Raw genomic sequence first — 26,997 nt, 5'->3', positions numbered from 1 at the left:
ACCCCACGGCTACCCGTCGGTCACCCACCGCAAACCCGGGTGGGAGCGGGCACACGGACCCGCTCCCCATCGGACAGGAGTCCACCCCGCCGTGCCGGGGTTCGTGGATACCCGGCCCACCCCATTAGGACCGGGGCGCCGCACCGCGGGATTCCGCGGGACCACATCGACAAGAGCGACTATGCCAAGTGGAAGAGCTTGCGGTCAAAGGAATTAACCCTGCTCAACGGGGGTCCGGCCACCCCTCCGGGAGCCATTCGAGAGCGCACCACAGGTCGGTCCGGTGGCGGGTGTTCGACAGGTCCAGACCCAGCGCGCGTTCGACGTGGGCGATGCGGTGGCGGACGCTGTTGCGGTGCACGCCCAGGGCGGCGGCGCTGCGGTCCCAGTTGCCGTGCTGGGCGAGCCAGGTGCGGGTGGTCTCGACCAGTTGCCGGGGCGACGGTGAACGGCTGTCCTTGAGCGGGGCCAACAGGTTCAGCGCGAAACGCCGCGCGCGGGCGGGGTCGACCAGGTCGGCGACGCCGTCCCGGTCCCCCGCCTGCCGGGACGCTCCTTCGGCGCGGGCGCGGCGCAGGAGGGCGACGGCTTCGGCATGGGCGTGCGGGAGTTCGGCCGCGTCGGCCGGGGAACTGACGCCGACCAGCCACCCGTGGTGACGCAGGGCGTCCAGGTCGACCGGTGCGGTCACGACGGCGCGGAAGCCGTCTGCGGCGGTGTCGACCAGCGGGGTGCCCAGCAGGCGGGTGAGCCGGTCGTGGTCGTCGGGGCCGTCGCCGATGACCACGCGATAGGGCGGGCGGCCGACGAGGTCCGCGACGGACGTGCGGTCGTCCGTGAGCAACAGGCGCGTGGCCAGGCGGGCGGCACGGCCTTCGGCGGGGTCGGCGCGCAGCAGGCCGAGCAGACCCAGCGCGACGGCCACCACGGCCCGGTCGGCGACGGAAAACGGCGCTGGGCGGCCGACCACGAGCACGGTGGCGTGGTCGACGGGGTTGAGCACGACGTGGTCCCCACCAACCTCGGTGGCCGCACTGCGCGGCCCGCTCCCGGCCGCCACCCGGCCCGCCAAGGAAATGAGGTCCGAATCAGGCGCGGGCGCACCCCCGGCACTGGCCACCACCTCGGAACCGGCGAGCAGGAACGCCCAGCCGTCCAGGGCGACCGCCAGCGCACGCAGAGTGCCCTCCACCGGCCGTGGGCGCACGGCGGCCCGGGTCAAGGCTCGTTGGCTGTCCGCCAACAGGCGCAGTTCCGCGTTCTGCGCCTCCGCGATCAGCGCCCCCACCGCCTGGCTCACCGCCAGGAACGGCGTCGCGGGCGGCACCGCCACCAGCGGCAACCCCCGCGCTTCACACGACGACACCAGGGCCGCCGGGACCGAGTCGTGCACGGGTGTCACGCCGAACCCCAGGGCCGTCACCTCCCGCTCCACCAGCCGCGCCACGTACCGGTCCACGTCGGTCGGGAAGTTGACCCCGGCGGTCAGCAGGAACTCACCGCCCAACAGGAACGGCGCGGGATCGGACAGCTCGCTGACGTGCGCCCACGCCACGGGCCGGTCCAGCGCCTCCGCGCCGCACAGCACCGTGAGCCCCAGTTCGGGCCGCCCGACCACGTCCCGCAACGCCACCGTCGGCAACACCATGGGACGAACCGTACAGCTGATTACCGCAGACTGTGCGGAACAACCTCTTACCTGGTCAGACCGCACTTGGCAGGGTGACCCGCACAACAGGGAAGGAGGTCGCGGTGGCCCTGGACTACGCGGTGATCGCGCTCTACGTGTTCGGCATGGTCGGGATGGGCTGGTGGGGCCTGCGCCGCGCCACCAGCCGCAGCGAGTACCTGGTGGCCGGGCGCCGCCTGGGCTGGCCGATGTACGCGGGCACGATGTCCGCCGTCGTCCTCGGCGGCGCGTCCACGATCGGCGGCGTGGGCCTGGGCTACCGGTGGGGCGTGTCGGGCGCGTGGCTGGTGCTGTCCATCGGCCTGGGCATCCTCGCGCTGTCCGCCCTGTTCGCGCGGCGGATCGTGCGGCTGAAGGTGTACACGGTCTCGGAGATGCTGGACCTGCGCTACGGCGGCGGGTCGTCGGCGGTGTCCGGGCTGGTCATGTGGGGTTACACCCTCATGCTGACGGTGACCTCCACCATCGCCTACTCCACCATCTTCAACGTCCTGTTCGGCCTGCCCAAGGCGCTGGGCGTGATCATCGGCGGCACGGTGGTCGTCCTGTACTCGGTGCTGGGCGGCATGTGGTCGATCACGCTCACCGACATCGTCCAGTTCATCGTGAAGACCGTCGGCATCCTGTTCCTGCTCCTGCCGATCGCGGTCGTCAGCGCGGGCGGGTTCGACGGGATGGCGGCCCGGCTCGACGCGGCCTACTTCGACATGGGGCACATCGGGGTCGAGAACATCGTGACCTACCTGCTGATCTTCGTGCCCGGCCTGCTCATCGGCCAGGACATCTGGCAGCGCGTCTTCACCGCCCGCACGCCGGCCATCGCCACTTGGGGCGGTATCGGGTCGGGCCTGTACTGCCTGGTCTACGCGTTCGCGGGCGCGCTCATCGGCACCGCGGGCAAGGCCCTCTACCCCGACATCGCCGACAAGGACGAGGCGTTCGCGACGATCGTGGAGAACCTGCTGCCGACCGGCGTGCGCGGGCTGGTGCTGGCCGCCGCGCTGGCGGCGATGATGTCCACCGCGTCGGGCGCGCTGATCGCCTCCGCCACGGTCGCCGCCAACGACGTGTGGCCGCGCCTCACCGGCCGGGAGGGCAGCCGGGACGTCCACGGCAACCGGCTGTTCACGCTCGTGCTGGGCCTGGTCGCGATCGGGATCGCCGTGGTGCTCAACGACGTCCTGGCCGCGCTCACCGTGGCCTACAACATCCTCGTCGGCGGCCTGCTGGTGGCGATCGTGGGCGCGCTGGTGTGGCCGCGCGGGACCCGGCCGGCCGCGATGGCGTCGATGGTCGTGGGGGCGGCGACGTCCGTGCTGGTCATGGTGTTCGTCGACATCTACGCCAACGCGGCCATCTACTACGCGCTCGCGGCGAGCCTGCTCTGCTACGTGGTGGTCAGCCTCGCCACCCCGCGCACCGACCCGGAAGTGCTGCGCCGCTGGGAACAGCGCGTGCAGGGAGAGGAACTGGAGCCCGTGGCATGACGATCGGTCCCGTCGACTCCTCCGCCGTGCCCCGGTTCGCCGGACCGGCCACGTTCGCCCGACTCCCCCGCCTGGACCAGGTGGACCGCGCCGACGTGGCGGTGGTGGGCGTGCCGTTCGACTCGGGCGTGTCCTACCGGCCGGGGGCGCGGTTCGCGCCGGCCGCCGTGCGCGAGGCCAGCCGGCTGCTGCGGCCCTACCACCCGGGGCTGGACGTCTCGCCGTTCGACGCGGTCCAGGTCGCGGACGCCGGGGACATCGCGTGCAACCCGTTCAACATCGGCGAAGCCGTGGAGACCGTGCAGGAGCAGGCTGGCGCGCTGCTGGACACCGGGGCGAAGCTGGTGACCGTGGGCGGCGACCACACCATCGCGCTGCCGCTGCTGCGGGCGGTGGCCCGGCGGCACGGACCGGTGGCGTTGCTGCACTTCGACGCGCACCTGGACACGTGGGACACCTACTTCGGGGAGCCGTACACGCACGGCACCCCGTTCCGCCGGGCGGTCGAGGAAGGGCTGCTCGACACGGCCGCGCTGACCCACGTGGGGACGCGCGGCCCCCTGTACGGTCGAGCCGACCTGGACGAGGACACCAGGCTGGGCTTCGGGATCGTGACGGCGGCGGACGTGATGCGGCGCGGGGTGGACGAGGTGGCGCAGGCGCTGCGGGAACGCGTCGGCGACCGGCCGCTGTACGTGTCGATCGACATCGACGTGCTGGACCCGGCGCACGCGCCCGGCACCGGCACACCCGAGGCCGGTGGGCTGACCAGCCGGGAACTGCTGGAGATCCTGCGCGGCCTGGCGGGGTGCGACCTGGTGTCGGCGGACGTGGTCGAGGTCGCGCCCGCTTACGACCACGCCGACATCACGTCCATCGCGGCTTCGCATGTGGCTTATGACCTGGTGTCCTTGTTGGCTCTCAAGGGGAAGTCGTGACGCGGAACGGTGGGGACGTCGTCGTCGAGACCTTGGCGTCGTTGGGCGCGGACACCGTGTTCGGGGTGCCGGGGCAGCACGCGCTGGGGTTGTTCGACGCGTTGGGCCGGTCGCCGCTTCGGTACGTGGGCAACCGGACCGAGGTGGGCGCGGCGTTCGCGGCGGACGGGCACGCGCGGGTGACCGGCCGGGTGACGCCGCTGCTGGTGTCCACCGGTCCGGGCGCGCTGCAAACGCTTGCGGGGCTTCAGGAAGCGGCGTCCGCGTCGGTTCCGGTGCTGGGCATCGCGAGCCAGGTCCCGCGCACCGGGCTGGGTGGTGCACGCGGCGGGTACCTGCACGAGCTGACCGACCAGCGGGCTTCGTTTCGGGACGTCGTGAAGCACACGCGGGTGGTGCGGTCGGCTTCGCAGATCCCGTCGGCGCTGGCCGAGGCTTGGGAGATCGCGTCCACCGCTCCCTGGGGGCCGGTGTGGGTGGAGATCCCGCAGGACGTCCTCCTTGGGCCTGCCGGGGTTCCGCCGGTTTCGGTGTCGGCGCGGGTCCAGCCGTTGGCGCCTCGGGCGGAGGTCGTCGCGGAGGCGGCGCGGCTGTTGGACTCGGCGGAGCGGCCGGTGATCCTGGCCGGTGGCGGGGTGGTGCGGGCTTCGGCGCAGGCGGAGTTGTTGGAGCTGGCGACGAAGTTGCGCGCGCCGGTCGTGACGACGTTCGGCGGCAAGGGCGCGTTCCCTTGGGAGCACCCGCTTTCCGCGCAGTCGTGGCTGGAGGACGCGCACACGACGGAGTTCCTGGCGTCGGCGGACGTGTTGCTGGTGCTGGGATCGGGGCTGGGCGAGTTGTCGAGCAACTACCGGACGTTCGCGCCGCGCGGCGCGGTGGTGCAGGTCGAGGCGGACCTGGGCAAGCTGGAGTCGAACTACCCTGCTTTGGGCGTGCACGGTGACGCTCGGTTGGTGTTGCAGGGCTTGATACCGCTGGTGCGGGAGCGTGCTGAACGGGCCGAGGAGTCGGTGCGCGAGCTGCTTCAGGCGGTGCGGGAACGGCTGGACGGCCAGGGTTTGGCGTTGGAGCGCCAGGTGCTCGCCGATGTGCGGGCGGCGCTGCCGGAGGGCGTGGAGTCGTTCTGGGACATGACGATCCTCGGGTACTGGGCGTGGTCGGCGTGGCCGGGTCCGATGCACTCCGCGCAGGGGGCCGGTGGGCTGGGGTACGCGTTCCCGGCCGCGGTGGGCGCGGCGGCGGCCGGTGGTCCGGTGCTGGCGGTGTCCGGTGACGGTGGCGCGATGTACGGGCTGGCGGAGCTGGCGACCGCGCGGCAGCACGGGTTGGCGGTGACCTGGCTGATCGTGGACGACGGCGGGTACGGGATCCTGCGCGAGTACATGACCGACGCGTTCGGGCAGGCCACGGGGACCGAGCTGGCGCGGCCGGACTTCGTGGCGCTGGCGGAGTCCTTCGGCGTGCCCGCGACGCTGTCCACACCGGGGTCGCTGCGGGCCGACCTGGCCAAGGCGTTGGCGTCCGGCGGGCCGCACGTGGTGGTCCTGCCCGCTTTGCTGCGCATGTTCGCCCCGACCCACCTGGAGGACCAGTGACGACCCCGTTGGTCGACCCCACGACCGGGAAGCAGTTCGGTACCGCGCCCGTGGCCGGTGCTGCTGAGGTGGATGCGGCCGTTCAGGCTGCTCGTTCGGCCTTTACGGCCTGGTCTCGGACCACTCCTGCGGTGCGGCAGGAGACTTTGCTGGCGTTGGCGGACGCGGTGTCGGCGGCGGCGGAGGAGTTCGCGGACGTCGAGTGCCGGGAGACGGGCAAGATCCGGTCGGTGGTGCTCGGCGAGGAGATCCCGCAGAGCTTGGACCACCTGCGGTTCTTCGCCGGGGCGGCGCGGTTGCCGCACGGTGCGGCGGCGGGCGAGTACCTGGAGGGGTTCACGTCCTACCAGCGGCGGGAGCCGGTCGGGGTGGTCGCCGGGATCACGCCGTGGAACTACCCGTTGATGATGGCGGTGTGGAAGCTCGCGCCGGCCGTCGCCGCCGGGAACACCATCGTCCTGAAGCCGGCCGACACCACGCCGTCCTCGACGTTGCTGCTCGGGGCGTTGGCGGAGCGGTGCCTGCCGCCGGGCGTGGTGAACGTCGTGACGGGCACGCGGGAGACCGGGCGGTTGCTGGTGGAGCACCCGGTGCCGGCGATGGTGTCCATCACCGGGTCCACGCGGGCGGGGATCGAGGTGGCGCGAGCGGCGGCCGGTTCGGTGAAGCGGACGCACCTGGAGTTGGGTGGGAACGCGCCCGCGCTGGTGTTCGGGGACGTGTCGGTGGAGTCGGTCGCCGCCGATGTCGTGGCGGCCGCGTTCTACAACGCGGGGCAGGACTGCACGGCGTCTTCCCGGGTGCTGGTCGAGGAGTCGGTGCACGACCGGTTCGTGGGGGCTTTGGTCGCGGCGGCTGCTCGGCAGGTTCCCGGGGTGGATTACGGGCCGTTGAACAGTGAGGCTCAGCTTTCGCGGGTGTTGAAGTTGTTGGCGGATCTGCCTTCCCATGCTGTTGTCCACTGTGGAGGGACGCGCTATGGGTCGCGTGGCTGGTTCCTGTCGCCCACGGTGATTTCGGGGGTGCGGCAGGAGGACCGGATCGTGCAGGAGGAGGTGTTCGCGCCGGTGATCACCGTACAGCGGTTCTCGTCGCAGGAGGAGGCTATTTCGCTGGCCAACGGGGTGGAGCAGGGGTTGGCGTCGTCGGTGTGGACCCGTGACCATGCGCGTGTTCAGCAATTGGTGGCGGCGTTGGACTTCGGGTGCGTGTGGGTGAACACGCACGGGCTGCTGGCCGCTGAGATGCCGCACGGTGGGTTCGGGCAGTCCGGCTATGGCAAGGACCTTTCGGTGCACGCGTTGGAGGAGTACACGCGGGTCAAGCACGTCATGAGCGCGTGGTGAGGGGTTTGCGCCAGATCAGGGAGTAACGCCAGTACAGGTGGCGGCGGACGCGTGCGCCGGGGAGGAGTTCGGCCGCGCCGGCCTTGATCTCGTCCACCGACATGTGCCAGTCCTGGATTGGCGCGGTGCCGACCGGGTCGTTCTTGACGAGCCTGTGGGCGATGTTGGTGGGGACGGAGGCGAGGCTGACCACCCAGTCCCAGGCGGTCTTCTCCTTGGCCAGGCCGAGGATCGCCAGGACGCCGCCGGGGGCGACCGCTTCTTTGAGACGGGTGAGGGCTGTGGTGAACGGCATGTGGTGGAGGGCGGCGATGGAGGAGACGAAGTCGTACGGGCCACCCAGGTCGTCCACGGCGGCATCGGCCTTGCGGATCTCGACGCCGGGCACGACGGCCTCGACCGCCTTGTCCACGCCGGTCACCCGGAGGCCCCGGGCGGCGAGCTTGCGGGCGAACCCGCCGTGGCCGCAGCCGACGTCGAGGGCGGTGCGGGCACCGGGTGGGACCTGGGCGAGCAGCAACGGGTGGTAGTGCGCGTTGTGGTCGAAATTCCCCATGTGATCAAGGACGCGCGAGGGGGCTCCGAGGTTGACCTCCACTTAACTCGAACTTCTACGGTTGGTCGCAGCAGATCGAGAAGGGGGAACACCAGATGCGCGCCATCCGGCAGTACGAGTTCGGTTCACCGGAGACCCTGCGGTACGAGGAGGTCGCCGATCCGGTGCCCGGTGAGGGGCAGGTGCTGGTCAGCGTGGCCGCCGCGGGCGTGCACCTGCTGGACACCACCATCCGCAAGGGCGAGTCGGGCGGGCCGTTCCCGTTGCCCGAGCTGCCCATGACGCCGGGGCGGGAGGTCGCGGGCACGGTCACCGGGCTGGGCGCGGGCGTCGACCCGGTGTGGCTGGGCAAGCGGGTCGTCGCGCACCTCGGGCAGGCCAGTGGCGGGTACGCGGAGCTGGCCGCGGCGAACGTGGCGTCGCTGCACGAACTGCCCGAGCACGTGCTGTTCGAGGACGCGGTGGCGATGATCGGCACCGGGCGGACGGCGGTGGGCGTGCTGCGGATCGCGGAGCTGGCGAAGGACGACGTGGTGCTGGTGACGTCGGCGGCCGGTGGGCTGGGTGCGTTGTTCGTGCAGGAGGCGAAGGCGGTCGGCGCGACCGTGGTGGGGCTGGCGAGCACGGCCAAGCTCGACGTGGTCCGGGATCTGGGGGCGGACCACGTCGTCGACTACACGCAGCCGGACTGGCCGGACGCGGTGCGGGCGGAGGTCGGCGAAGCCACGGTCGTGCTGGACGGGGTGGGCGGTGCGCCCGGGCGGCAGGCGTTGGAGCTGCTGGGGGTGGGCGGCCGGACGATCCTGTTCGGCTGGTCGGCGGGTGAGCCGACCCGGATCGAGACCGAGGACCTGTACCAGCGGGGGTTGACGGCGTCGGTCGCGGTGGGGCCGCGGATGATGAAGGGGACCAACCTGCGCGAGCTGGAGACGTTGGCGCTGGAGGCGCTGGCGGAGGGTCGGATGAAGCCGCAGACCACGGTGTTCGGCCTGGCGGACGCGCCCGCCGCGCACGGGGCGCTGGAGGGCCGGCGCACCACCGGCAAGGTCGTTCTGACGCCGTGAGGTAGATCGTGACTTCGTGAGGTAGACCGTGATCTTGTGCTAGATCGGGCCCCGCCCTTGGTTCGGGCGGGGCCCGCTCCCCCTTGTCCCCTGTTGCGCGGTTCGCTACAGGGGCACGGTGACGATCTGCTCGCCGTCGAAGTTGCGCACCTCCACCGCCGCCACGTCCTCCGGGGCGATCAGCGCCGAGCCGTCGAGGTTCGTGCCTTCCTTCTCGCCCAGGGCCGAGACCAGCCAGCTCCCCGCTTCCTGGCGGGAGCCGTCCTTGGCGACGACGATCAGCTTGCACTTCTCGTTCTTCGCGATGCCGCCCACGGACGCGTTCACCCGGACCCAGCCGGCGGCCGGCTTGACCTTCACGGTCATCCGCGCTCCGGTGTTCGGGTCCGTCGCCGTGGCGAGCTTGGCACCGGGCTCGGGCGTCGGCGTGGTGATCGCCTGCTGGCTCGGCGCCGTGCTCCGCCCGACAGCGAACCCGCCGCCCAACACCACGGCCACGGCCGCTGCCGCGGCCAGCCCGACTCCAACCCTTCGACGCCACGTCTGGGCGCCCCGTTCCGACCGGACCTGCCGCAAGGTGCGTTGCAGCAGCAGGTCACCACCCTCGGGCGGCCCGTCCAGCAGGGCCTCGGGCGGCACGTCACCCAACGCCTCTTCCATCGCGCGCAAGTCGGCCAGCTCGGTCCGGCAAGCCGGGCAGCCCGCCAGGTGCTCCTCCACTGCCCGCACCTCCCGATCGTCCAGGACACCCAGGACGTAGGCGCCCAGCAGCTGTGGATCGTGGTTCGTGGTCATCCGGCCACCCCCTTCAGCGCGACCTGTTGTCCGGTGAATGTTTCCCTGAGTGCACGGAGGGCGTAGTGCGATCTGGACTTGACCGTGCCGGGCGGGATGTTCAGCGCTTCGGCCGCCTCGGTGACGCTGCGGCCGCGGAAGTAGATCTCCAGCAGCACGTCGCGGTGGTCCGAGGACAGTTGGTCGAGCGCTTCCAGGACCACCACCGAGTCCACCACGGAGTCGGCGTGGTCGCGCTGGACCGGTGGTGTCGTGGGCGTCTCCGCCACTTCCTGCGGCCGGGCCGCCTTGGCCCGGACCCGGTCGGTGACGATGTTGCGCGCGACGGTCAACAGCCAGCCGCGCACCGACCCCTTGCCGTTGACCAGGGCGTCGGGGTGCCGCCAGGCGCGGACCAGGGTCTCCTGCACCACGTCCTCGGCGGCGGCCCGGTCCCCGGTGAGGCGCGTGGCGTAGGCCAACAGGGCCCGACCGTGCTCCTCGTAGAGGGACCGGATCAGCGCCTCGTCAGCCGCAGCCTCGCGTTTACGGGACCACAGAGCCGCCATCCACCCACTCCTCTCGTCACCTAGTCACCTCGTCGACTGGTCAGCCGGCCGCACGCTTCACGCCGCCGCTGTCAGGACACGGCTGCCACCCGCCTCCGGTTCAACACACACCCAAACTTTTCTCCACCACTTCCCTCGCCAGACCCGCCTCCGGACCAAAACCGCTGGTAGGGTGGTTTGCGGACGGCTTTCCACATGATCACCCGATCGTGTCAGTCCCCAATCGGCCCGTTTTCGCCACCTCGCGCGTCCCGTAGAGGGAAGGGGTGCGCGGGACGGGGCCACCGGCAGCCAGCAGGACCCACGGGAGCGGTCACCCCGACCACGGCCCGGCCCACCCGATCCGGCCACCGATCCCCCGCACCGATCCCCCGCGCCGATCCCGCCACACCGACGACCGCCGCACCGACGACCGCCCTCGCGCACCCGACGCCCCGCCCCACCGGCGCTGGCGGCGGTCCCGGGGAGCGGCGGCCATCCCGCGGGGAATGACGGCCGTGCCGCACGAGGTGGCGGCCGCGCCGTGCCACGGGAGTGGCGGCCGTGCCACGGGAGTGGCGGCCGCGCCGTGCCACGGGAGTGGCGGCCGTGCCACGGGAGTGGCGGCCGCGCCGTGCCACGGGAGTGGCGGCCGTGCCACGGGAGTGGCGGCCGCGCCGTGCCACGGGAGTGGCGGCCGTGCCACGGGAGTGGCGGCCGTGCCACGGGAGTGGCGGCCGCGCCGTGCCACGGGAGTGGCGGCCGTGCCACGGGAGTGGCGGCCGTGCCGCGCGACGGGAAGTGGCAGCCGTGCCGCGGCCATCGGCGTCACGGCGTTGGCGTCATGGCGTTGGCGTCATGGCGTTGGCGTCATGGGCATCGAGGTCACGGACATCGGCGGCCGGTGTTGAGGCAGGCGGCGACTTCGGACATCAGGCCGTCGGGCATGACGTTGATGAACATCGCGTGGTCCGTGCGCGGGTCGCGGTTCTGCTCGGGGAACGAGTCGATCGCGTACGGCCGGCCGGCGGGGACGTCGTAGATCGCCTGGACACGCAGCCGCGGCACCGGGAACGTGCCCTGCGCGCACACGCCGTTGGACGCGGCGAACGTCGCGTGCGCCCGGTGGGAGGTGCTGTCGGTGTTGCGGCCGTCCCAGCAACCGGGGAAGTCGAACGTCCGCACCACCCGCCGCCCGTCGCACAGCGGGTAGCGATCGGTCCAGCCCGGCACGCCCTCGCAACCCCACCGCGCGGTCCCGTTGCCGGAGGTCAGCGCGGCGGCGTCGCCGGTGACCAGGCGGGTGAAGCGCGGCAGCGGCACGACCTTCGCGACCGGGCTGCCGGTGTACTGCACCCGGACCGCGGCCGGCGGCACGATCTCACCGGTGTTCCCGTGCACGCCGCCGCCCGGGGCATGGGCGTCGTGGCCGGGGCGGTCGGTCAGGCGGAGGACGGGCCAGTAGTAGGTGGACAGGTCACCTTGCGTGCACGTGGTGGTGCCGGTGGCGAGGGTGGTGTCGGTGCTGGTGTGGTCGGTGGTGCGGTTGCCCACGTACTCGTGGGTGTGGTGGGCGCCGTTGGGTTCGCCGGGGGCGACGACGACGTTGTCGGCGTTGAGGTGGCGTTCCTCGTTCCGGCCGCAGTCGAGGGTGTAGGTGCCGGTCGAGGCGTCTTGCGTTGGGGTGGGTGGGTCGAGGTTCGCCGGGATGTCGTCGATGGCCACGAAGCGGCCGTCGGCATCGGCGCACCCGGCGAGGAGCGCCACCGCGGCGGCCAGCGCTGGGAGCAACCGCCTCACGGGATCAGCTTGCCATCTACGGGGTGGATCAAGGAATCCGGCGGAGAGGGGAAGGGGGCGAGGAAGGGGAGGGAGGGGCGGACGCGGAGGGGAGGTAGGGCGGGCGGGAAGGGGAGCGGAGGTCGGCGGGCGGGCGCGGGCGGCGGGCGCGGGCGGTGGAGGGGTGGGTGGTGCGGGTGGGTGGTGCACGGTGGGTGGTGTGGAGGGTGGGGGAAGGAGGGGGTGTGGGGGTGGTTGGGGTTGGTTAGCGGGTGGCGGTTGTCAGGGGGTGGCCGGTTGGGGTGGTGAGGGTGAGGGTTGTCAGTTCGGGGAGGGGGACTAGGGCGGCGCCGGAGAGGGTGGTTTCTGGAGCTGTGGTGGTTATCCAGGCGGCGGCTTTGAAGGTTTGGCCTTTCGCGTTGGTTATTACCAGGTGGTAGGGGTGGTTTGGGGGGAGGCCGGTGACTGTCGCCTTCAGCCTGACCCAGCCGTCGGCTGGGGTGATGGTGGCGCTCAGGTGGATGTCGCCACTTGTGGCACTCAGGTGCAGTGGTTGGGGCGTGCTGCGGTGACCCAGGTGCAGGCCGCAGAGCAGCACGCCGGACAACAACGTGGCACTCAGGACTGCGGCGGCGCGGTCGCGGCGTCGGTGAACCCTTGCCGACTCGGCGCGGACCCTGTGCAGGGTGCCTTCGAGGATCGGATCGCGCATGTGACGCCTGTTCGGTTCGGGCCGTGGAAGCCGAGCGGGGACGGGTTGCGGTGGGGGTTCATCAGCTGCTCCTGAGGTGTCCCGGCGGGTGGACGCGCAGCAGACACGGGGGTGGGGAGCAGAGGGTTCAAATGAGACGGGGCCAGTTTGGGGCCAGGGCGGATAGTATCTGAGATATGATGTATGACGCTGGGCCGCCTCGGTCGCGGACGGAGTTCGTGGTGAACGCGATACGGGCGGGGATCTTGAGCGGGGACCTGCCGCCCGGGCGTCCGCTGGTGGAGGCGGAGCTGGCGGCTGGGTTCGGGGTGTCCAAGACGCCGGTGCGGGAAGCGCTGAAGCTGCTGGGCGGGTCGGGGCTGGTGACCATCAGCGACTACAAGGGCGTCTCGGTTCGCGAAGTCGATGTTGAACTGGTGCGGTCGGTTTACGACGTGCGGCTGTTGTTGGAGCCGGAGGCGCTTCGGAGGTCGGTTGAGCGGGGGGATGAGGGGTCCCGGCGGGAGTTGGTTGAAGGGGCGCGGCGGGCGTTGGAGGAGGCCGAGGCGGCCGGTGAAGGTGGTGGGGGGAGGAGTTTGGCTAATAGGGAGTTTCATCGGGCGCTTTATGCGGGGTGTGGGAATCCGCTGCTCGTGGAAGTTCTTGATGGGCTGAGTGATCGGACGGCGTTGATCTCGCGGGTCGGGTGGGGGCTCTCGGACACCTGGGCGGCGGAGGCGCAGGAGCACCGGCAGATCCTGGACGCGGCCGAACGGGGGCTCGGCATGATCGCCGCAGGACTGTTGAAGGAGCACATCGAGCGGTTCGCCCGGACATTCGAGGAGTGCTGTGGTGGCAACTGAGGGGTTGAGCGGAGTCGTTGCGATCACGGTGACGCCGTTTGACGAAGACGGGTCGGTGGATGTTCCCGCCTACGAGAGGGTGGTGGGGAGGCTCGCGGGAGTGCACGCGGTGACCGTCAACGGCAACACCAGCGAGTTCTACACGTTGTCCGCAGAGGAGTGTCGGACGGCGGTTGATGTGGTGGCGGGCGCGGACGCGATGAGGTTGTGCGGGGTTGGGCACGACTTGGGCACGGCGGTGAGGCTGGCCGAGTACGCCGAGCGGCGAGGGCTTGATGGGGTGATGGTGCATCAGCCGGCGCATCCCTATCTGTCCTTGGATGGCTGGGTTGAGTACCACCGCGTGATCGCGGATGCGGTTCCCTCGTTGGCGGTTGTGCCGTATGTGCGGGATGCGCGGATCGGGGGTGCGCAGATCGGTGCTTTGGCGGGGGCCTGCGACAACGTGGTGGGTGTGAAGTACGCGGTGGCGGATCCGGTGCGGTTCGCTTGTGCTGCGCGGGATTCGGGGATCGATCGGCTGGTGTGGGTGGCCGGGTTGGCGGAGTTGTCCGCGCCCGGGTACTTCGCCTACGGGGCGACGGGGTTCACCTCCGGGTTGGCGAACGTGGTTCCCGAGATGTCGCTGCGCATGTTCGAACTCCTGGAAGCCGGCGAGGACACGGGTGGGATTTGGGGGCGGATAAGGCAGTTCGAGGAGTTGCGGGCGGTTGACGGGGGTGCGAACAACGTTGCGGTGGTGAAGGAAGCGCTGGCGCAGCTCGGGGTCTGTCGGCGGGACGTTCGGCCGCCGGGGCACGTGTTGGGAGAGGTGGATCGGGCGGTGGTTCGGGAGGTGCTTGCCACGTGGGCGGCCTGACACCGGAGGAGCCGGAAGAGCGGCGCTTGCGGGCGGAGGACCTGCGGAGTCACAAGTGGTTTGGTGGGGACGGGCTGCGGGCGTTCAGTCATCGGGCGCGGACGCGGCAGTTGGGGATCGGGGCCGAAGAGCACCTGGGTAAGCCGGTGATCGGGATCCTCAACACGTGGAGCGGTATCAACCCGTGCCACATGCACCTGCGGGAACGGGCGCAAGAGGTCGCGCGTGGGGTGTGGCAGGCGGGTGGTTATCCGGTGGAGTTCCCGGTTTCCACGCTGTCGGAGACGTTCCAGAAGCCGACGCCCATGTTGTACCGGAACATGCTTGCGATGGAAGTCGAGGAGATCATCCGGTCTTATCCCGTTGACGGGGTAGTGCTGATGGGCGGGTGCGACAAGACCACGCCCGGACTGGTCATGGGAGCGCTCTCCGCTGATGTTCCTGCGGTGTTCGTGCCTGCTGGGCCGATGCTGCGTGGCAACTGGCGTGGGCGGACGCTGGGCAGTGGCACGGACATGTGGCGTTACTGGGACGACAAGCGTGCGGGGGTGATCGGGGACCGGGAGTGGGGTGAGCTGGAGGAAGGGCTGGCGAGGTCGCCGGGCACGTGCATGACGATGGGGACGGCGTCCACCATGACCGCCGCGGTGGAGGTGCTGGGGCTCAGCCTGCCTGGGGCGTCGTCGGTGCCTGCGGTCGACTCGGCGCATCACCGGATGGCGGCGGCGTCCGGAGCCCGGGCGGTGGGGTTGGTGTGGGAAGGGACAACGATCAAGAAGATCGCTGGTGCGGAGGCGTTTCAGGATGCGGTGAGGGTTGTGTTGGCGCTTGGCGGGTCTACCAACGCAGTCATCCACCTGATCGCCATGGCGGGGCGGGCGGGGGTGCCGCTGTCGCTGGACGACTTCGACCGGCTGGCCCGGGACACGCCGGTGCTGGCGGATGTCCAGCCGGGTGGGCGGTTCCTGATGGAGGACTTCTACTACGCGGGTGGGCTGCCTGGTCTTGCTTCCCGGCTCGCCGGACGGCTGCACCTCGACCGGGCCACGGTGGCTGGGCGTTTTGGGGACGAAATCGGTGAGGTCCACGACCCCGAAGTCATCCGGCCGTTGGACCGGCCGCTTGCCAATGACGGTGGACTGGCCGTGCTGCGCGGCAACCTCGCCCCGGACGGCGCGGTGATCAAGCACGTGGCCGCGTCGCCGGAACTGTTGCGGCACACCGGTCCCGCGCTCGTCTTCCACGGCTACCGCGACCTGCTCGAACGGATCGACGAGGTGGATGCCACGGCCGACTCCGTGATCGTGCTAGCGGGTGCCGGACCCAAGGGCGGGCCGGGCATGCCGGAGTACGGGATGCTGCCCATCCCCCGCAGGCTGCTGGAACAAGGCGTCCGGGACATGGTGCGCATCTCCGACGCCCGGATGAGCGGCACCTCGTACGGGGCGTGCGTCCTGCACGTCGCACCGGAGGCCCACGTCGGCGGGCCGCTGGCACTCGTCCGCGACGGGGACCTCATCACGCTCGACGTGCCCGCCCGCGTGCTGCGGCTGGAGGTGCCCGACGTCGAACTGGCCCGGCGGCGGGCGGAGTGGACACCGCCCGCGCCGGTGTTCGAACGGGGTTACGGCGCGCTCTACCAGGAACACGTCACGCAGGCCGACCAGGGTTGCGACTTCGAGTTCCTGGCCCGGGAAGGGGACAACCCGGCGGCCGACCCCGGTTAGCCCTCGTAGAGCGCGTCGTAGGTCTGGGCGTGGGTGGTGTGCACGACGTTGCGCTTCACCTTCAGCGTCGGCGTCAGCTCACCGGTGTCCTGGGTCAGGTCGCGGTCCAGGATCGCGAAGCGCTTGACCTGGGACACGTGGGCGAAGTGGGAGTTGGCCTCGTCCACCACGCCCTGGATCAGCTCCCGCACCTCGGGCGACGCGGCCAGCGACGGGAGGTCGGTGGGCAGGCCGCGTTCCGCCGCCCACGGCGCGACCTCGTCCTGGTCCAACGTGATCAGCGCGACCAGGTACGGCCGCCGGTCCCCGTACACCACGGCGTGCGACACCCACCGGGACTGCCGCAACTGGTTCTCCACGTTGGCGGGCGCGATGTTCTTGCCGCCGGCGGTGATGATGATGTCCTTCTTCCGCCCGGTGATCTTCACGAAACCGTCCTCGTCGACCTCGCCCAGGTCCCCGGTGTGCAGCCAGCCGTCGGTGAGCACGGCGGCGGTGGCGGCCGGGTTGTTCCAGTAGCCCGCGAACACGTGCGGTCCGCGCATGAGGATCTCACCGTCGTCGGCGATGCGCAGCTCCAGGCCCGCGATGCCGAACGCGCCCACCGTGCCCAGGCGGTGCCGGGACAGGGTGTTGACCGTGCCGACGCCGGTCGACTCGCTCATCCCGTACCCCTCCAGCACCGGCGCGCCCGCCGCGGTGAAGAACTCCAGCACCTCCACCGAGATCGGGGCCGCACCGGACAACGCCTGCCGCAGCCGCCCGCCGAAGATCGCCCGCACGCGCGCGAACTCCGGGTCCACCTGGTCGAACGCCGTCTGGAGGTCGGCCGGGACCTCTTGCCCCGCAGCGCGCAACCGGCGAACGGAGAGTCCGATGTGGACGGCCTGCTTCAGCTTCTCCTCCGGCACGCCGGCCGACGCCACCGTGTAGATCTTCTCGAAGATCCGCGGCACGGACGGCAGGAACGTCGGCCGCACCTCGGCCAGCTCGGGCACGATCCGGGACACGTCACCGCCGAAGAACACCAGCGTCGCACCGACGTACAGCGCGGACAACTGCACGATCTGCGCGAACACGTGCGCCAGCGGCAGGAACAGGTACACCACGTCGTGGGACACCACGTACGACAGCTCTTCGGTGAGCCGGCACATGGTGAGCCAGTTGGTGTGGGTCAGCACGCAGCCCTTGGGCGGACCGGTGGTGCCGGACGTGTAGATGATCACCGACGGCGAGTCGGGGTCGATCGCGGCGCGCCGCGCGTCCAGCTCGGCGGGCAGCGGGGAGGTCCGACCGGCGGACGCCACCTCCGCCAGGTCCTCCTCGATGACCACGATCTCGCGCAGGGACGGCACTTCCGCGCGAATCGACTCGACCTTCGCCCGCTGCGCCGAGTTCTCCGCGACCAGGAGCACCGCGCCGGAGTCGGAGATGATCCACGCGCACTCCTCGGGCGCGCTGGACGGGTAGATCGGCACCACGACCCCGCCCGCGGCCAGCACCGCGAGGCCCACGGCCGACCACTCGGGGCGCGTCTCGGACAGCACGGCCACCCGGTCGCTGGGCGCGATGCCGCGGTGCACGAGGCCGGAGGCGAGGTCCATCACCCACTCGGCGACCTCGGTGAAGGACCGGTCCACCCATCCGTCCGCGCCCTTGCTGCGCCACGCGGTGCGGCCGTCGTGCAACTGGGCGGCCAGGAACGGCAGGTCGGCTGTGTTCAATGGCCGCGACTTCGTCGCGGCGGGCGAGGCCGCCGGAAGGTCGGCTCGTCGCGCCGCGTTTCCCGCCGATCGAAAAGCGTGATCGTCGGGAAACGCACCGCGACGAGCCGACGCGGCCTCGCCATGGGTCGGTTGTACGTCCACTTCCACTCCGTTCAGGACGGCGGTGCCGGACAGCGGGTCCAAGCGGAGATCGTCGGTCAACAGATTGACGTTCACGCCGGCGTGTTCACGGGCCACGGACAGGCGCGTCCCGGGTCGGTCGTGGCCCCAGCCGTGGGGCATGGAGACCACGCCCTGTGCCATGTCCGGCGTGACCTCGACCGTCACCTCGACCTTGCCGACCCGTGACGACACCTCCGCCGTGCCGCCGTCGGCGAGGCCGAGCCGGGTGGCGTCGGACGGGTTGACCAGGAGCGTGCACAGCCTGCCCTTCACCAGCGCGGGCACGTTGTGCATCCAGGAGTTGTTGGTGCGCAAGTGCCTCCGGCCGATCAGTACCAGGTCGTCGGGCAAAGAATCGAGCGCCGCCCGCACACGGGGCAGGTCCGCCGCGATCGGTTCCGGGCACAGCTCGATCCGGCCGGACGGGGTCCGCAGGATCTCCGGGACGCGGCTCCGCAACGCCCCCAGGTCCATGCCGTGCGGGTTCTCCAGCAGGTCCTGAATGGACAGACCGTACGGACCGGAGCGCAGTTTCGCGTCCAGCAGACGTTCCTCGCGGGTCAGGTCGGAGGGACCGGACAGGCCGACCAGCGCGTCCAGGTCGGCATCGGGGCCGAGGCCGGCGAAGATCGCGGTGAGGCGCAGGAAGATCTCGGACTCGTCGAGCGCTCCCGAAGCGAGCGGCACCGCGGGGCGGGAGTACTTCACCACGTTGCGCACGGTGAACGACAGGAACGCGAGGTCGTAGTGCGCCCGCTGGCTCGGCGGAGGCGGCGGCAGGATCACGTCCGCGTGCCGGGTCGTCTCGTTGAGGTACGGGTCGACCGACACCATGAAGTCCAAAGTGGACAAAGCTGCGTCGAGGCGGGCGGAGTTGGGCACGGACAGCGCCGGGTTGCCCGCCACCGTGACCAAAGCCCGCACTTGGCCGGGGCCGGGCGCCTCGATCTCGTCCGCCAGCGTCACCGCCGGGAACTCCCCCGCCACCTCCGGCAGGCCGCGCACCCGGCTGTGCCACCGCCCGGTGGTAAAACCCTTGCCCCGCCCCGAACCTCGGCGGGTGTGCGCGGGCAGCGGGAACATCGCGCCGCCGGGCCGGTCCAGGTTGCCGGTGAGGATGTTGAGCACGTCCACCAGCCAGCTCGCGACCGTGCCGAACTCCACCGTCGTCGTCCCGATCCGCCCGTACACCACGGCCCGCCGCGCGCGGGCGAACCGGTGCGCCAGGTCGCGGATGTCCCCGGCCGCGATCCCGCACCGGGCCGACACCGCCTCCGGCGAGAACGGCTCGACCAGCGCCTGCACCTCGTCCACACCGACAACGTGCTCGGACAACGGACCCAGGTCCACCAGACCGGCCGCGAACACCTCGTGCACCAGTGCCAGCAGCAGGAACACGTCCGCGCCGGGCCGGATCGTCAAGTGCTGGTCGGCCATCGCGGCGGTGCGGCTGCGCCGGGGGTCGACCACCACGAACGTCCCGCCGCGTGCCCGCAGGTCCTTGAGCCGGGTCGGCACGTCCGGCACGGTCCACAGGCTCCCGTTGGAGGACAACGGGTCCGCGCCGAGCAGCACCAGGAAGTCGGTGCGGTCCACGTCCGGCACCGGGATGGAGAACATGCCGCCGTACAGGTACCCCGACGACACGTGTTTGGGCATCTGGTCGACGGTCGAGGCGGTGAAGATGTTGCGCGACCCCAACGCTTTCCGCAACGCCCCCGCGTACAGGCCACCGGCCAGCGAGTGCACGTTCGGGTTGCCCAGGTAAGCCGCGACGGCGTCCCGCCCGTGCTCCGCCACCACGGCGTTGAACCGCTCGTCCACCACGGCGAACGCCTCGTCCCACGAGACCGGCACGAACTCGCCGTCCCGCTTGACCAACGGCGTGCGCAACCGGTCCGGGTCGGCGTCCAACGCGCCCAGCGAAGCGCCCTTGGGGCACAGGAACCCCCGGCTGAAGGTGTCCTCCCGGTCGCCGCGCACCCGTGTGATCCGGTCGCCCTCGACGGTCAGCTCCAGCCCGCACGTGGCCTCGCACAGCGGGCAGGTCGTGTACGCGGTGCGCATGGTGCTCCCCTATCGACTCGACTCGCGGGGCCTGAGCCGCCCGGCCGCGGTCAACCCCATCAGCTCGCTCAACGCCGACGCGACCATGCCCGGCCGGTCGGCGCAATCGCCCAGGCGGAACCCGACCACCGCGCGCGACCCGCCCAGCAGCCGCACCGGGTCCACCGCCGGCGGCTCGCCGTAGCAGACGATCCGCCCGAACGGGGCCAGCGCCGCCAGCGACCGCTCGAACACCTCGCCGCCCCGGGCGTCCAGCACGACGTCCACCGGCCCGTGCTCGACCAGCCGCTCGGTCAGCCCGTCCACCTCGGCCGACACGGCCACGTCCGCACCGAGCCGCAACGCCGTCCGGCGCTGGGCCTGCGTGGTCGCGGTGGCCACCACCCGGCCCGCGCCGAAGCTCACCGCGAGCTGCACGGCCAGCGCACCGACCGGCCCGGCGGCGTCGTGCACGACCACCGCCTCGCCCGGTTCGAGGTGCGCGCAGGTCCGCAGCAGGTGCCACGCGGTGACCCCGTGGACGCCCAGGACCAGGGCGGCCTCGTCGGAGACCCCGGCGGGCACCGGGAACACCGCGCCGTCGAACGACAGCGCCCGACGCCCGCCCGCCGTGACGACCCGCATGTGAACCACACAACACACCCCGGTTAAGGGTCGGTTAGTGGGGACTCCACGACAACTAAGGGCGCACCCCGCGGAAGAACGCCCGGACGTCGTCGACCAGCAGGTCCGGGGCCTCCATGGCGGCGAAGTGGCCGCCGCGGTCGAACTCCGACCAGTGCACGATGGTGTGCTCGCGGTCGAGGGTGTGCCGGATCGAGGTGTCCAGCGGGAACACCGCCACCCCGGTCGGCACCGGCGACTTCTCCCCCGCCGCCCAGGCCCCGGCGTGGGCGGTCTCGTAGTAGCTGTTGGCCGATGAGCCGGCGGTGCCGGTCAGCCAGTACAGGGTCACGTCGGTCAGCAGCAGGTCCCGGTCCACCGCGTCCTCGGGCAGCTCGGCGGCCGGGTCGGTCCACTCCTTGAACTTCTCCACGATCCACGCCAGCTGGCCGACCGGGGAGTCGTGCAGGCCGTGCGCGAGCGTCTGCGGGCGGCTGACCTGGATCATCGCGTAGCCGGACTGCTCGGTCCGCAGGTACTCCAGGTGCGCCAGCCGGGCGCGTTCGGCGTCGGTCAGCTCGACGTCCGGGTCGACGTCGGAGAACGCGGTGAGGCCGTTCGCGTGCACGCCGACGACCTTGTCCGGGTTGAGCCGACCCAGGCCGGGCGAGATGACCGCGCCGGTGTCGCCGCCCTGCGCGCCGTAGCGGTCGTAGCCGAGGCGGTCCATCAGCTCGGCGAACGCCCTGGTCACGCGGTTGGTGTCCCAGCCGGGTTCGGTGGTGGGGCCGGAGAAGCCGGTGCCCGGGATGGACGGGACGACCAGGTGGAAGGCGTCCGCGGGGTCGCCGCCGTGTGCGGCCGGGTCGGTGAGCGGGCCGATGACTTGGAGGAACTCGACGATCGAGCCGGGCCAGCCGTGGGTCAGGACCAGCGGCAGCGCGTCCGGTTCGGGCGAGCGGACGTGCAGGAAGTGGATGTTCTGGCCGTCGATCTCGGTGGTGAACTGGGGGTACTGGTTCAGCTCGCGCTCGTGGACGCGCCAGTCGTAGGACTCGCGCCAGTACTCGGCCAGGTCCTTGAGGTAGCTCACGGGACGCCGCGGCTCCAGCCGACGCCGGGCAGGTCGGTGGTCCAGCGGGTGCGCGCGAGGCAGTCGCGCAGGTCGTCGAGGTCGGCTTCGGGGATGGCGATGGTGAAGGGCTCCATGTCGGCGACGCTAGGAGTCGGTTAGGTCAGGTTCGGTCCTAAGCTCAACACCGTGTTGGAGACTTCGGCGCGGCTGTTGCGGCTGCTGTCCCTGCTGCAGAACCCGCGCGACTGGTCGGGCGCGGAACTGGCCGAGCGGCTGGAGGTCGCGCCGCGCACCGTGCGCCGGGACGTCGACCGGTTGCGGGCGCTGGGCTACCCGGTCCTGGCCACGGCGGGGACGGCGGGCTACCGGCTGGGCGCGGGCGCGGACCTGCCGCCGTTGCTGCTGGACGACGAGCCGCCGGAACTCGTCGAGCACGTCAAGACGCTCGCGGCCCGCCTGTCCGCCGCGTGCCCGGAGTAGCGTTCACCCGCTTGCCGGCACCCGCTCGGCACCCGCCGCCTCCAGCAGCACCTCCCCCGCCGCCGTCCGCCCGTACAGCACCGACCTCCCGGCCCGCCGCCGCTCCACCAAACCGGCCTCCCGCAGCACCTTCAGGTGCCGGCCCACCGACCCCAGCCCCTGCCCGGTCACCGCGACCAGTTGCGTCGTGCTCAGCGGCGTCCCGAGCAGCACCAGCAACCCCGCCCGTGCCGTCCCGATCAACGCCTCCAGCCCGGCCGGCACCGGCCGTTCGCCCTCGGCGAGCACCCCGAGGCACGGGTAGACCACGGCGTACCGCTCCCGCCCCTCCCACGACACCCAGCTGGTCCGCGGCGTGACCGGCATGAACAGCAGCTCCGCCCCGGCCGCGACCTCCCGAGGCGGGTAGGCGTTGTGGTTGACCCGGAACCGGCTCTCCCCCAACCACCGCGTGCCCGGCTTCAGCGAGTCCAGCACCGCCGCCCAGCCGCCCTGGTTCACCCGCGCGGTCCGGGCGACCACGTCCGCCTCCAAGACCCGCCGTCGGCGGTCCCAGTACGGCCGCACGGTCTCCTCCCAGACGTGGGTCAACAACGCGGTCGCCCGTTCCGGCAGGTCATCGCGCTCCAGAACGGCCGGTAGCGGGCCGCGGAGGGACACCCGGAGGTTGTCCCGCGCCTGGTCCGCCCCGGTCGCCCGGACCCTGGACACGGTGTCCTCGAAGCTCTCCCCGACGCTCGACGTGGGGCAGAAGAAGTCCGCGATCCACGACGTCCCGAGCGCCGCCGCCACCAGCGGCCCGGCCGCCGGGTCGGCCGCGAGGTGCGCCCGGTAGCCCGGCAGGTGCTCGCGCAGCCACGACTGCTCGCCCGGGTGGGCGCCGGTCCCGGCGTGCAGCAGCCGCAGGCTCGCGAAGGTCTCGGCGAACGGCGAGAGCACGAACCGGCTGCGGGCGAGCGTGTCGGTGTCGATCTGCCACAAACCCATGCACCCCGACCTTTCGCGTGTCGGCGAAACAGTAAACACCGGTCGGGCCGCTGCCCAGAATCCGACTCGTGCGCAGCTACCGCTCCCTGTTCCGAACCCCGGAGTTCACCCCGTTCCTGCTGTCCTTCGGCGCGTCCGCCGCCGCCCAGACGATCGGCGCGCTGGCCCTGGGCACCCTGGTCTTCCGGGCCACCGGCTCGCCGCTGCTGTCGGCGGTGAGCATGTTCGGACCCCAGCTCGCACAACTGCTGGGCGGCGCTCTCCTGCTCTCCGCCGCCGACCGCCTGCCACCCCGCGCGATCCTGTCCGGCCTCGGCCTCGCCTTCGCCGCCGGAACAGCAGTGCTCGCCCTACCCGGCCTGCCGATCTGGGCCGTGTTCGCCGTCCTGCTCGCCCAAGGTTTGATCGCGTCCCTGGGCGGCGGAGTGCGCGGCGGCCTGCTCACCGAGATCCTGACCAAGGACGGGTACGTCCTGGGTCGATCGGTCTACAACATGCTGTGGGGCCTCACCCAGATCACCGGCTTCGCCACCGGCGGGGCTCTCCTGACGCTCCTGTCGCCCCACACCTGCCTGCTCGTGGCTGCCGGGTTCTACCTGCTCTCCGCCGTGATCACCCGCCTGGGCCTGACCGCCCGCCCACCCCGCTCCACCGGCCGCCCGTCCATCTCGGCGACCTGGCGCACCAACGCGCTTCTGTGGTCGTCCCGCCCGCGCCGCCTCGCGTACCTGGGCCTGTGGGTCCCCAATGGCCTGGTCGTCGGCGGCGATTCGCTCTACATCTCCTACGCCCCCGACCACGCCGGCACCCTGTACGCCTGCGGCGCCCTCGGGATGCTCGCCGGCGACCTGGCCATCGGCCGCCTCGTCCCCCCGGCCCTCCGCCCCCGCCTGGCAACCCCGCTCCGCCTGCTGCTGGCCGCCCCCTACCTCTTCTTCTTCCTCCACCCCAACGTGATCTGGTCAGCCGTCGCCGCCACCACCGCGTCCATCGGCTTCGCGGCCGGCCTGGTCCTCCAGGAACGCCTGATGTCCCACACCCCCGACGACCTGACGGGTCAGGCCCTGGGCCTCCACGGCACCGGCATGGTCGCCATGCAGGGCCTGTCCGCCCTCATCGCCGGCGCCCTCGCCCACCTGACCAGCCCGGCGACCGCCATCACCCTCATGGCCGCCGCCTCGATCGTCACCACCCTCGCCCTGGCCCGACCCGCGCTGGAAACGTCCAAGCTCTAGGCACGACCGTCCAGCACGCGGGCCAACTCCAGCCGCGACGACACGTGCAACTTCGCATAGACCCGCGACAGGTAGACCTCGACCGTCCGCGGGCTGTAGTGCAACGCGGCGGCGATGTCCCGGTTGCGCATCCCCTGCTGCACCAACCGAGCGACGTTCTCCTCCGCCTCCGTCAGCAACCCCCGCGCTTTGGCCCGAGCGCGCGGCACCTTCGCTCCCAGCTCCCGCAACCGCGAACCCGCCTGCCGCCGAAGTCCATGCGCGCCAAGCCGTTGGAACGTCCCGTACGCCTCCAACAACTCCGCCACCGCACCAGAATCGACTTGCCCCAACGCCAACTGCGCACGAGCCTTCTCGAAGACCAGCCCGCCCGTCTCCGCCTCGACCACCGCTTCCCGCAAGAGTGAGGCGTCACCCGCCACGAGGCCCTCCGCCCGCCGCACCGCGGTCCGCGTCCACGGCGCAACCCGGTCCGCCGCCAGCACGCGCAGCCGCTTCATGGTCTGCCGCGCCTCCTCGACCCGCCCGTGCTCCAGGTCCAGCTCCACCAAGCGCCCCAACAACACACAGCTGTACGAGGTGCTGCCGGTGGCGTCCACCGCCTCCACCAACGTCGTCCGCGCACCCTCCACGTCACCGCGCGCCGCCAGGTACGCCGACATCGCGAAAGCGTGCAACCGTGCCATGTTCGGGCTCGTCGGCGGCTCCAACGCGGCCAACCTCGCCGCCACGTCCAGTTCGCCGCGCCACGTCCGGATCTCCAGCTCCACCGCCCGCAACCCGTGGAGCATCATGAGTTCCTGCCGCGACTCCAGCTCCGCGGTCGCCCGGCCCAACCGGTCCAGCGACGCGTCCCACCGGCCGCCCAGCCAGTCCAGCGCGACCCGGGTCAGCTCCAGCTCGCCCCGGAACGCGAAGCCCGCCAACTGCTCGGCCCGCCGCAGCCGCCAGGTGGCGTCGTGCACCAGACCCGCCAACGCGCCGGTCGACGCGGCCACCGCAAGCGCTTGCAACTCCAACGCGGGCTGGCCCTGCGCGGCGGCCAACGCGCGGTTGGCGTAGTCGACGGTCTTGTCGTGCCGGAACAGCATCGACGCCAGCACGGCCAACCGGTCGAACACCACGACGGCCTCGGCGGACGACGAGAACTCCATCGCCTCGATCCGCGTCGCCTCCGCCAACGCCTCGCCGTACCGGCCGGTGAACACCAGCAGCACCGCGCGCGTGGCCTGCAGGGCCGGAGTCGTGTCGCCGGCCTCGACCTCCAGGTCGGCCAGCCGCAACGCCTCCGCCATCCGCCCCACCAGGAAGAGGCTGCTCAGCACCACGACCGCCGCCCGGCTGCGCAGCGGACCGCGCGGCAGGTCGGCCAACGCCGCCAACCCGGGCGGGATCGCGGCGGCGGGCCGGGACGCGTGGGCCAACGCCCGGCACTGCAACGCCAGCAGCTCGGCCCGCTCCGGCGCGGCCACCGGCAACAGCTCCAACGCGCGACCGCACAGCGCCGCGGCCGTCTCCGGCGCGGACGTCCGGGCGGACGTGGCCGCCTCCGCCATGACCCGGACCGCGCGCAGGTCGCCGGGCGCGGCCGACTCGGCCAGGTGCCAGGCCAGTTCCAGCAGGTCCACCGGCAGGCCGCGGTCCCGGTCGTCGAGCAGCCGGGTGCTGATCAGGCTGTGCAGGTGGCGGCGCTGCGCGGGGCCGATCTCCTGGTAGAGCGCCTCGCCGACCAGGGCGTGCGCGAACCGGTAGCCGCGCTCGTCGTTGCGCACCACGTGCAGCCGCAGCAGCTCGTCGAACGCGGCCACCACGGTCTCCTCGGGCAGCGACGACACCCGCGCCAGCAGCCCGATCTGGTCCAGCCGCACCCGCCGGAAGATCGACACCGCCCGCGCCACCGCCCGGGTGTCCCGGTCCAGCGGCGCGACCCGGCGCAGCACGGCCTCCCGCCGGGTCAGCCGGATCGCGTCCGGCCGCACCGCCAGCCGCGCCTCGCCGCCGTCCACCGCGACCAGGTCCAGCTCGCGCAGCGACCGGGCGATCTCGACGGCGAAGAACGGGTTGCCGTCGGCCCGCTGGTGCACCTCCCGCGCCAGCTCGTCGTGCACGGCGGTGCCCAGCACGGTCTCCACGATCCGCTTCACCTCGCCGCCGGACAGCGGCGCGAGGTCCAGCCGCACCACCTCGGCGTGCCGCTCCAGCCGGTCCAGCAGCTCGTCCGCAGCAGGGTTGTCGTGCACCGGGCGGATGGCTGTGACCAGCACCAACGGCGCGGCCGACACCCTTCGCAGCACCACGCCGAGCATGGCCAGCGAGTCGTCGTCCACCTGTTCGAGGTCGTCCAGGACCAGCGCGGTGCGGTCTTCCAGCACGCGGGCCACCAGTTCGCACGACCGGTCGAACCACGAGCCGTCCGGCGCGGCCCGCAGCGCGGCCAGCGCGGCCGTCACCTCCGCCGACCGCGGCACCGAGCGCAACGCCGTGGCGACCGCCGCGTACGGGATGCGCCGGGCCACGTCGTCGGACTCCGCCGCGGGCACCTCGGGCCCGAGCCGCCGGCGCACCTCGCCGAGCAGGCTGGACTTGCCGATCCCCGGCTCGCCGGACACCACCACGGCCACCAGCCCGGCCGCGGGCGCGCGGTCGAGGGCGTCGGACACCAGCGCCAGTTCCGGCTCGCGACCGAAGAACGGCGACACGGCGACGGCCTCCCGGGGTGGCGGGACTGGGCTTGCCACCCTACC

At 71.8% G+C, this 26,997-nt stretch carries 19 protein-coding genes and 2 pseudogenes; 10 read left to right on the top strand and 11 right to left on the bottom strand.

The window, feature by feature from the left end:
* Positions 1-223: 223 nt before the first annotated feature.
* Positions 224-1,648, bottom strand: coding sequence for a PucR family transcriptional regulator (locus tag RIN75_RS29525; RefSeq protein WP_309115308.1), 1,425 nt, complete (start codon positions 1,646-1,648; stop codon positions 224-226).
* Positions 1,649-1,752: 104 nt separating this feature from the next.
* Here RIN75_RS29525 and RIN75_RS29520 point away from each other — a divergent pair, with 104 nt between their 5' ends.
* The 4 genes from RIN75_RS29520 to RIN75_RS29505 are packed head-to-tail and all read left to right on the top strand — an operon-like array spanning position 1,753 to position 7,056.
* Positions 1,753-3,177 carry a sodium:solute symporter gene (locus tag RIN75_RS29520; RefSeq protein ID WP_309115359.1) on the top strand — a complete coding sequence of 475 codons (1,425 nt, stop codon included), beginning with the start codon at positions 1,753-1,755 and terminating at the stop codon, positions 3,175-3,177.
* Positions 3,174-4,115 carry an agmatinase gene (speB, locus tag RIN75_RS29515; protein WP_309115307.1) on the top strand — a complete coding sequence of 314 codons (942 nt, stop codon included), beginning with the start codon at positions 3,174-3,176 and terminating at the stop codon, positions 4,113-4,115. Before RIN75_RS29520 ends, speB begins: the two co-directional genes overlap by 4 nt.
* Positions 4,112-5,710: a thiamine pyrophosphate-binding protein gene (locus RIN75_RS29510; protein ID WP_309115306.1), complete on the top strand. Its 1,599-nt coding sequence runs from the start codon at positions 4,112-4,114 to the stop codon at positions 5,708-5,710. Before speB ends, RIN75_RS29510 begins: the two co-directional genes overlap by 4 nt.
* The gene (locus RIN75_RS29505) at positions 5,707-7,056 is read left to right on the top strand and encodes an aldehyde dehydrogenase family protein (protein WP_309115305.1); all 1,350 of its coding nucleotides are present in this window, start codon (positions 5,707-5,709) and stop codon (positions 7,054-7,056) included. The genes RIN75_RS29510 and RIN75_RS29505 overlap by 4 nt, the downstream gene beginning before the upstream one ends.
* On the opposite strand, the gene RIN75_RS29500 is transcribed toward RIN75_RS29505, so the two are convergent.
* Entirely contained in the window at positions 7,040-7,612 is a 573-nt protein-coding gene (locus RIN75_RS29500) for a class I SAM-dependent methyltransferase (RefSeq protein ID WP_309115304.1), read from the bottom strand. The two genes, RIN75_RS29505 and RIN75_RS29500, sit on opposite strands and share 17 nt — an antisense overlap.
* 95 nt (positions 7,613-7,707) lie before the next feature.
* Between RIN75_RS29500 and RIN75_RS29495 the strand changes: the two genes are divergently transcribed.
* Complete coding sequence (locus tag RIN75_RS29495; protein WP_309115303.1) at positions 7,708-8,676, top strand: zinc-binding dehydrogenase; 969 nt, start codon at positions 7,708-7,710, stop codon at positions 8,674-8,676.
* 105 nt (positions 8,677-8,781) lie between these two features.
* Here the strand turns inward: RIN75_RS29495 and RIN75_RS29490 are convergent, their stop codons facing one another.
* The 4 genes from RIN75_RS29490 to RIN75_RS29475 form a co-directional block, all read right to left on the bottom strand.
* Complete coding sequence (locus RIN75_RS29490) at positions 8,782-9,471, bottom strand: zf-HC2 domain-containing protein (RefSeq protein WP_309115302.1); 690 nt, start codon at positions 9,469-9,471, stop codon at positions 8,782-8,784.
* Positions 9,468-10,019: a sigma-70 family RNA polymerase sigma factor gene (locus RIN75_RS29485; RefSeq protein ID WP_309115301.1), complete on the bottom strand. Its 552-nt coding sequence runs from the start codon at positions 10,017-10,019 to the stop codon at positions 9,468-9,470. The genes RIN75_RS29490 and RIN75_RS29485 overlap by 4 nt, the downstream gene beginning before the upstream one ends.
* 864 nt (positions 10,020-10,883) lie before the next feature.
* Positions 10,884-11,798, bottom strand: a complete 915-nt coding sequence (locus RIN75_RS29480) for a DUF1996 domain-containing protein (protein ID WP_309115300.1) — start codon at positions 11,796-11,798, stop codon at positions 10,884-10,886.
* Between the two features lie 244 nt (positions 11,799-12,042).
* Positions 12,043-12,489, bottom strand: coding sequence for a hypothetical protein (locus RIN75_RS29475; RefSeq protein WP_309115299.1), 447 nt, complete (start codon positions 12,487-12,489; stop codon positions 12,043-12,045).
* Between the two features lie 176 nt (positions 12,490-12,665).
* Between RIN75_RS29475 and RIN75_RS29470 the strand changes: the two genes are divergently transcribed.
* The 3 genes from RIN75_RS29470 to araD are packed head-to-tail and all read left to right on the top strand — an operon-like array spanning position 12,666 to position 15,917.
* Positions 12,666-13,331: a GntR family transcriptional regulator gene (locus tag RIN75_RS29470; RefSeq protein WP_309115298.1), complete on the top strand. Its 666-nt coding sequence runs from the start codon at positions 12,666-12,668 to the stop codon at positions 13,329-13,331.
* Positions 13,318-14,190, top strand: a complete 873-nt coding sequence (locus RIN75_RS29465) for a dihydrodipicolinate synthase family protein (RefSeq protein ID WP_309115297.1) — start codon at positions 13,318-13,320, stop codon at positions 14,188-14,190. The genes RIN75_RS29470 and RIN75_RS29465 overlap by 14 nt, the downstream gene beginning before the upstream one ends.
* On the top strand, positions 14,178-15,917 hold the full coding sequence (gene araD / locus RIN75_RS29460; RefSeq protein ID WP_375296043.1) for an L-arabinonate dehydratase: 1,740 nt from the start codon (positions 14,178-14,180) through the stop codon (positions 15,915-15,917). Before RIN75_RS29465 ends, araD begins: the two co-directional genes overlap by 13 nt.
* Here araD and RIN75_RS29455 read toward each other — a convergent pair.
* From RIN75_RS29455 to RIN75_RS29445, 3 genes and pseudogenes are all read right to left on the bottom strand, one after another.
* Complete coding sequence (locus RIN75_RS29455; protein WP_309115296.1) at positions 15,914-19,873, bottom strand: AMP-binding protein; 3,960 nt, start codon at positions 19,871-19,873, stop codon at positions 15,914-15,916. The two genes, araD and RIN75_RS29455, sit on opposite strands and share 4 nt — an antisense overlap.
* Positions 19,874-19,882: 9 nt before the next feature.
* The gene (locus RIN75_RS29450; protein WP_309115295.1) at positions 19,883-20,497 is read right to left on the bottom strand and encodes a zinc-binding dehydrogenase; all 615 of its coding nucleotides are present in this window, start codon (positions 20,495-20,497) and stop codon (positions 19,883-19,885) included.
* 55 nt (positions 20,498-20,552) lie between these two features.
* Positions 20,553-21,685, bottom strand: a pseudogene (locus RIN75_RS29445) (epoxide hydrolase family protein).
* Between the two features lie 52 nt (positions 21,686-21,737).
* On the opposite strand from RIN75_RS29445, the pseudogene RIN75_RS29440 reads away from it, so the two are divergent.
* Positions 21,738-21,965 (top strand): annotated as a pseudogene (locus tag RIN75_RS29440) (helix-turn-helix transcriptional regulator); the annotation flags it as partial.
* Positions 21,966-22,034: 69 nt separating this feature from the next.
* Here RIN75_RS29440 and RIN75_RS29435 read toward each other — a convergent pair.
* Positions 22,035-23,018 carry a helix-turn-helix domain-containing protein gene (locus RIN75_RS29435; protein WP_309115294.1) on the bottom strand — a complete coding sequence of 328 codons (984 nt, stop codon included), beginning with the start codon at positions 23,016-23,018 and terminating at the stop codon, positions 22,035-22,037.
* Between the two features lie 68 nt (positions 23,019-23,086).
* Here RIN75_RS29435 and RIN75_RS29430 point away from each other — a divergent pair, with 68 nt between their 5' ends.
* Positions 23,087-24,253 (top strand): MFS transporter, encoded by a 1,167-nt coding sequence (locus tag RIN75_RS29430; protein WP_309115293.1) that lies wholly within the window; start codon positions 23,087-23,089, stop codon positions 24,251-24,253.
* Here RIN75_RS29430 and RIN75_RS29425 read toward each other — a convergent pair.
* Positions 24,250-26,991: an AAA family ATPase gene (locus RIN75_RS29425; protein ID WP_309115292.1), complete on the bottom strand. Its 2,742-nt coding sequence runs from the start codon at positions 26,989-26,991 to the stop codon at positions 24,250-24,252. The two genes, RIN75_RS29430 and RIN75_RS29425, sit on opposite strands and share 4 nt — an antisense overlap.
* Positions 26,992-26,997: the final 6 nt, after the last annotated feature.

The sequence above is a fragment of the Saccharothrix sp. genome, assembly GCF_031180885.1.
Lineage (GTDB): Bacteria > Actinomycetota > Actinomycetes > Mycobacteriales > Pseudonocardiaceae > Actinosynnema.
Note: the sequence above shows the minus strand (reverse complement) of the source record. Positions and strands in the feature narration are given on the sequence as shown.

Excerpts from the sequence above, each read along its gene's own strand:
- RIN75_RS29525 (WP_309115308.1), bottom strand. The coding sequence starts at position 1,648 with ATGGTGTTGCCGACGGTGGCGTTGCGGGACGTGGTCGGGCGGCCCGAA.
- speB (WP_309115307.1), top strand. The coding sequence starts at position 3,174 with ATGACGATCGGTCCCGTCGACTCCTCCGCCGTGCCCCGGTTCGCCGGA.
- RIN75_RS29500 (WP_309115304.1), bottom strand. The coding sequence starts at position 7,612 with ATGGGGAATTTCGACCACAACGCGCACTACCACCCGTTGCTGCTCGCC.
- RIN75_RS29495 (WP_309115303.1), top strand. The coding sequence starts at position 7,708 with ATGCGCGCCATCCGGCAGTACGAGTTCGGTTCACCGGAGACCCTGCGG.
- RIN75_RS29490 (WP_309115302.1), bottom strand. The coding sequence starts at position 9,471 with ATGACCACGAACCACGATCCACAGCTGCTGGGCGCCTACGTCCTGGGT.
- RIN75_RS29485 (WP_309115301.1), bottom strand. The coding sequence starts at position 10,019 with ATGGCGGCTCTGTGGTCCCGTAAACGCGAGGCTGCGGCTGACGAGGCG.
- RIN75_RS29475 (WP_309115299.1), bottom strand. The coding sequence starts at position 12,489 with ATGCGCGATCCGATCCTCGAAGGCACCCTGCACAGGGTCCGCGCCGAG.
- RIN75_RS29470 (WP_309115298.1), top strand. The coding sequence starts at position 12,666 with ATGATGTATGACGCTGGGCCGCCTCGGTCGCGGACGGAGTTCGTGGTG.
- RIN75_RS29455 (WP_309115296.1), bottom strand. The coding sequence starts at position 19,873 with ATGCGCACCGCGTACACGACCTGCCCGCTGTGCGAGGCCACGTGCGGG.
- RIN75_RS29450 (WP_309115295.1), bottom strand. The coding sequence starts at position 20,497 with ATGCGGGTCGTCACGGCGGGCGGGCGTCGGGCGCTGTCGTTCGACGGC.
- RIN75_RS29435 (WP_309115294.1), bottom strand. The coding sequence starts at position 23,018 with ATGGGTTTGTGGCAGATCGACACCGACACGCTCGCCCGCAGCCGGTTC.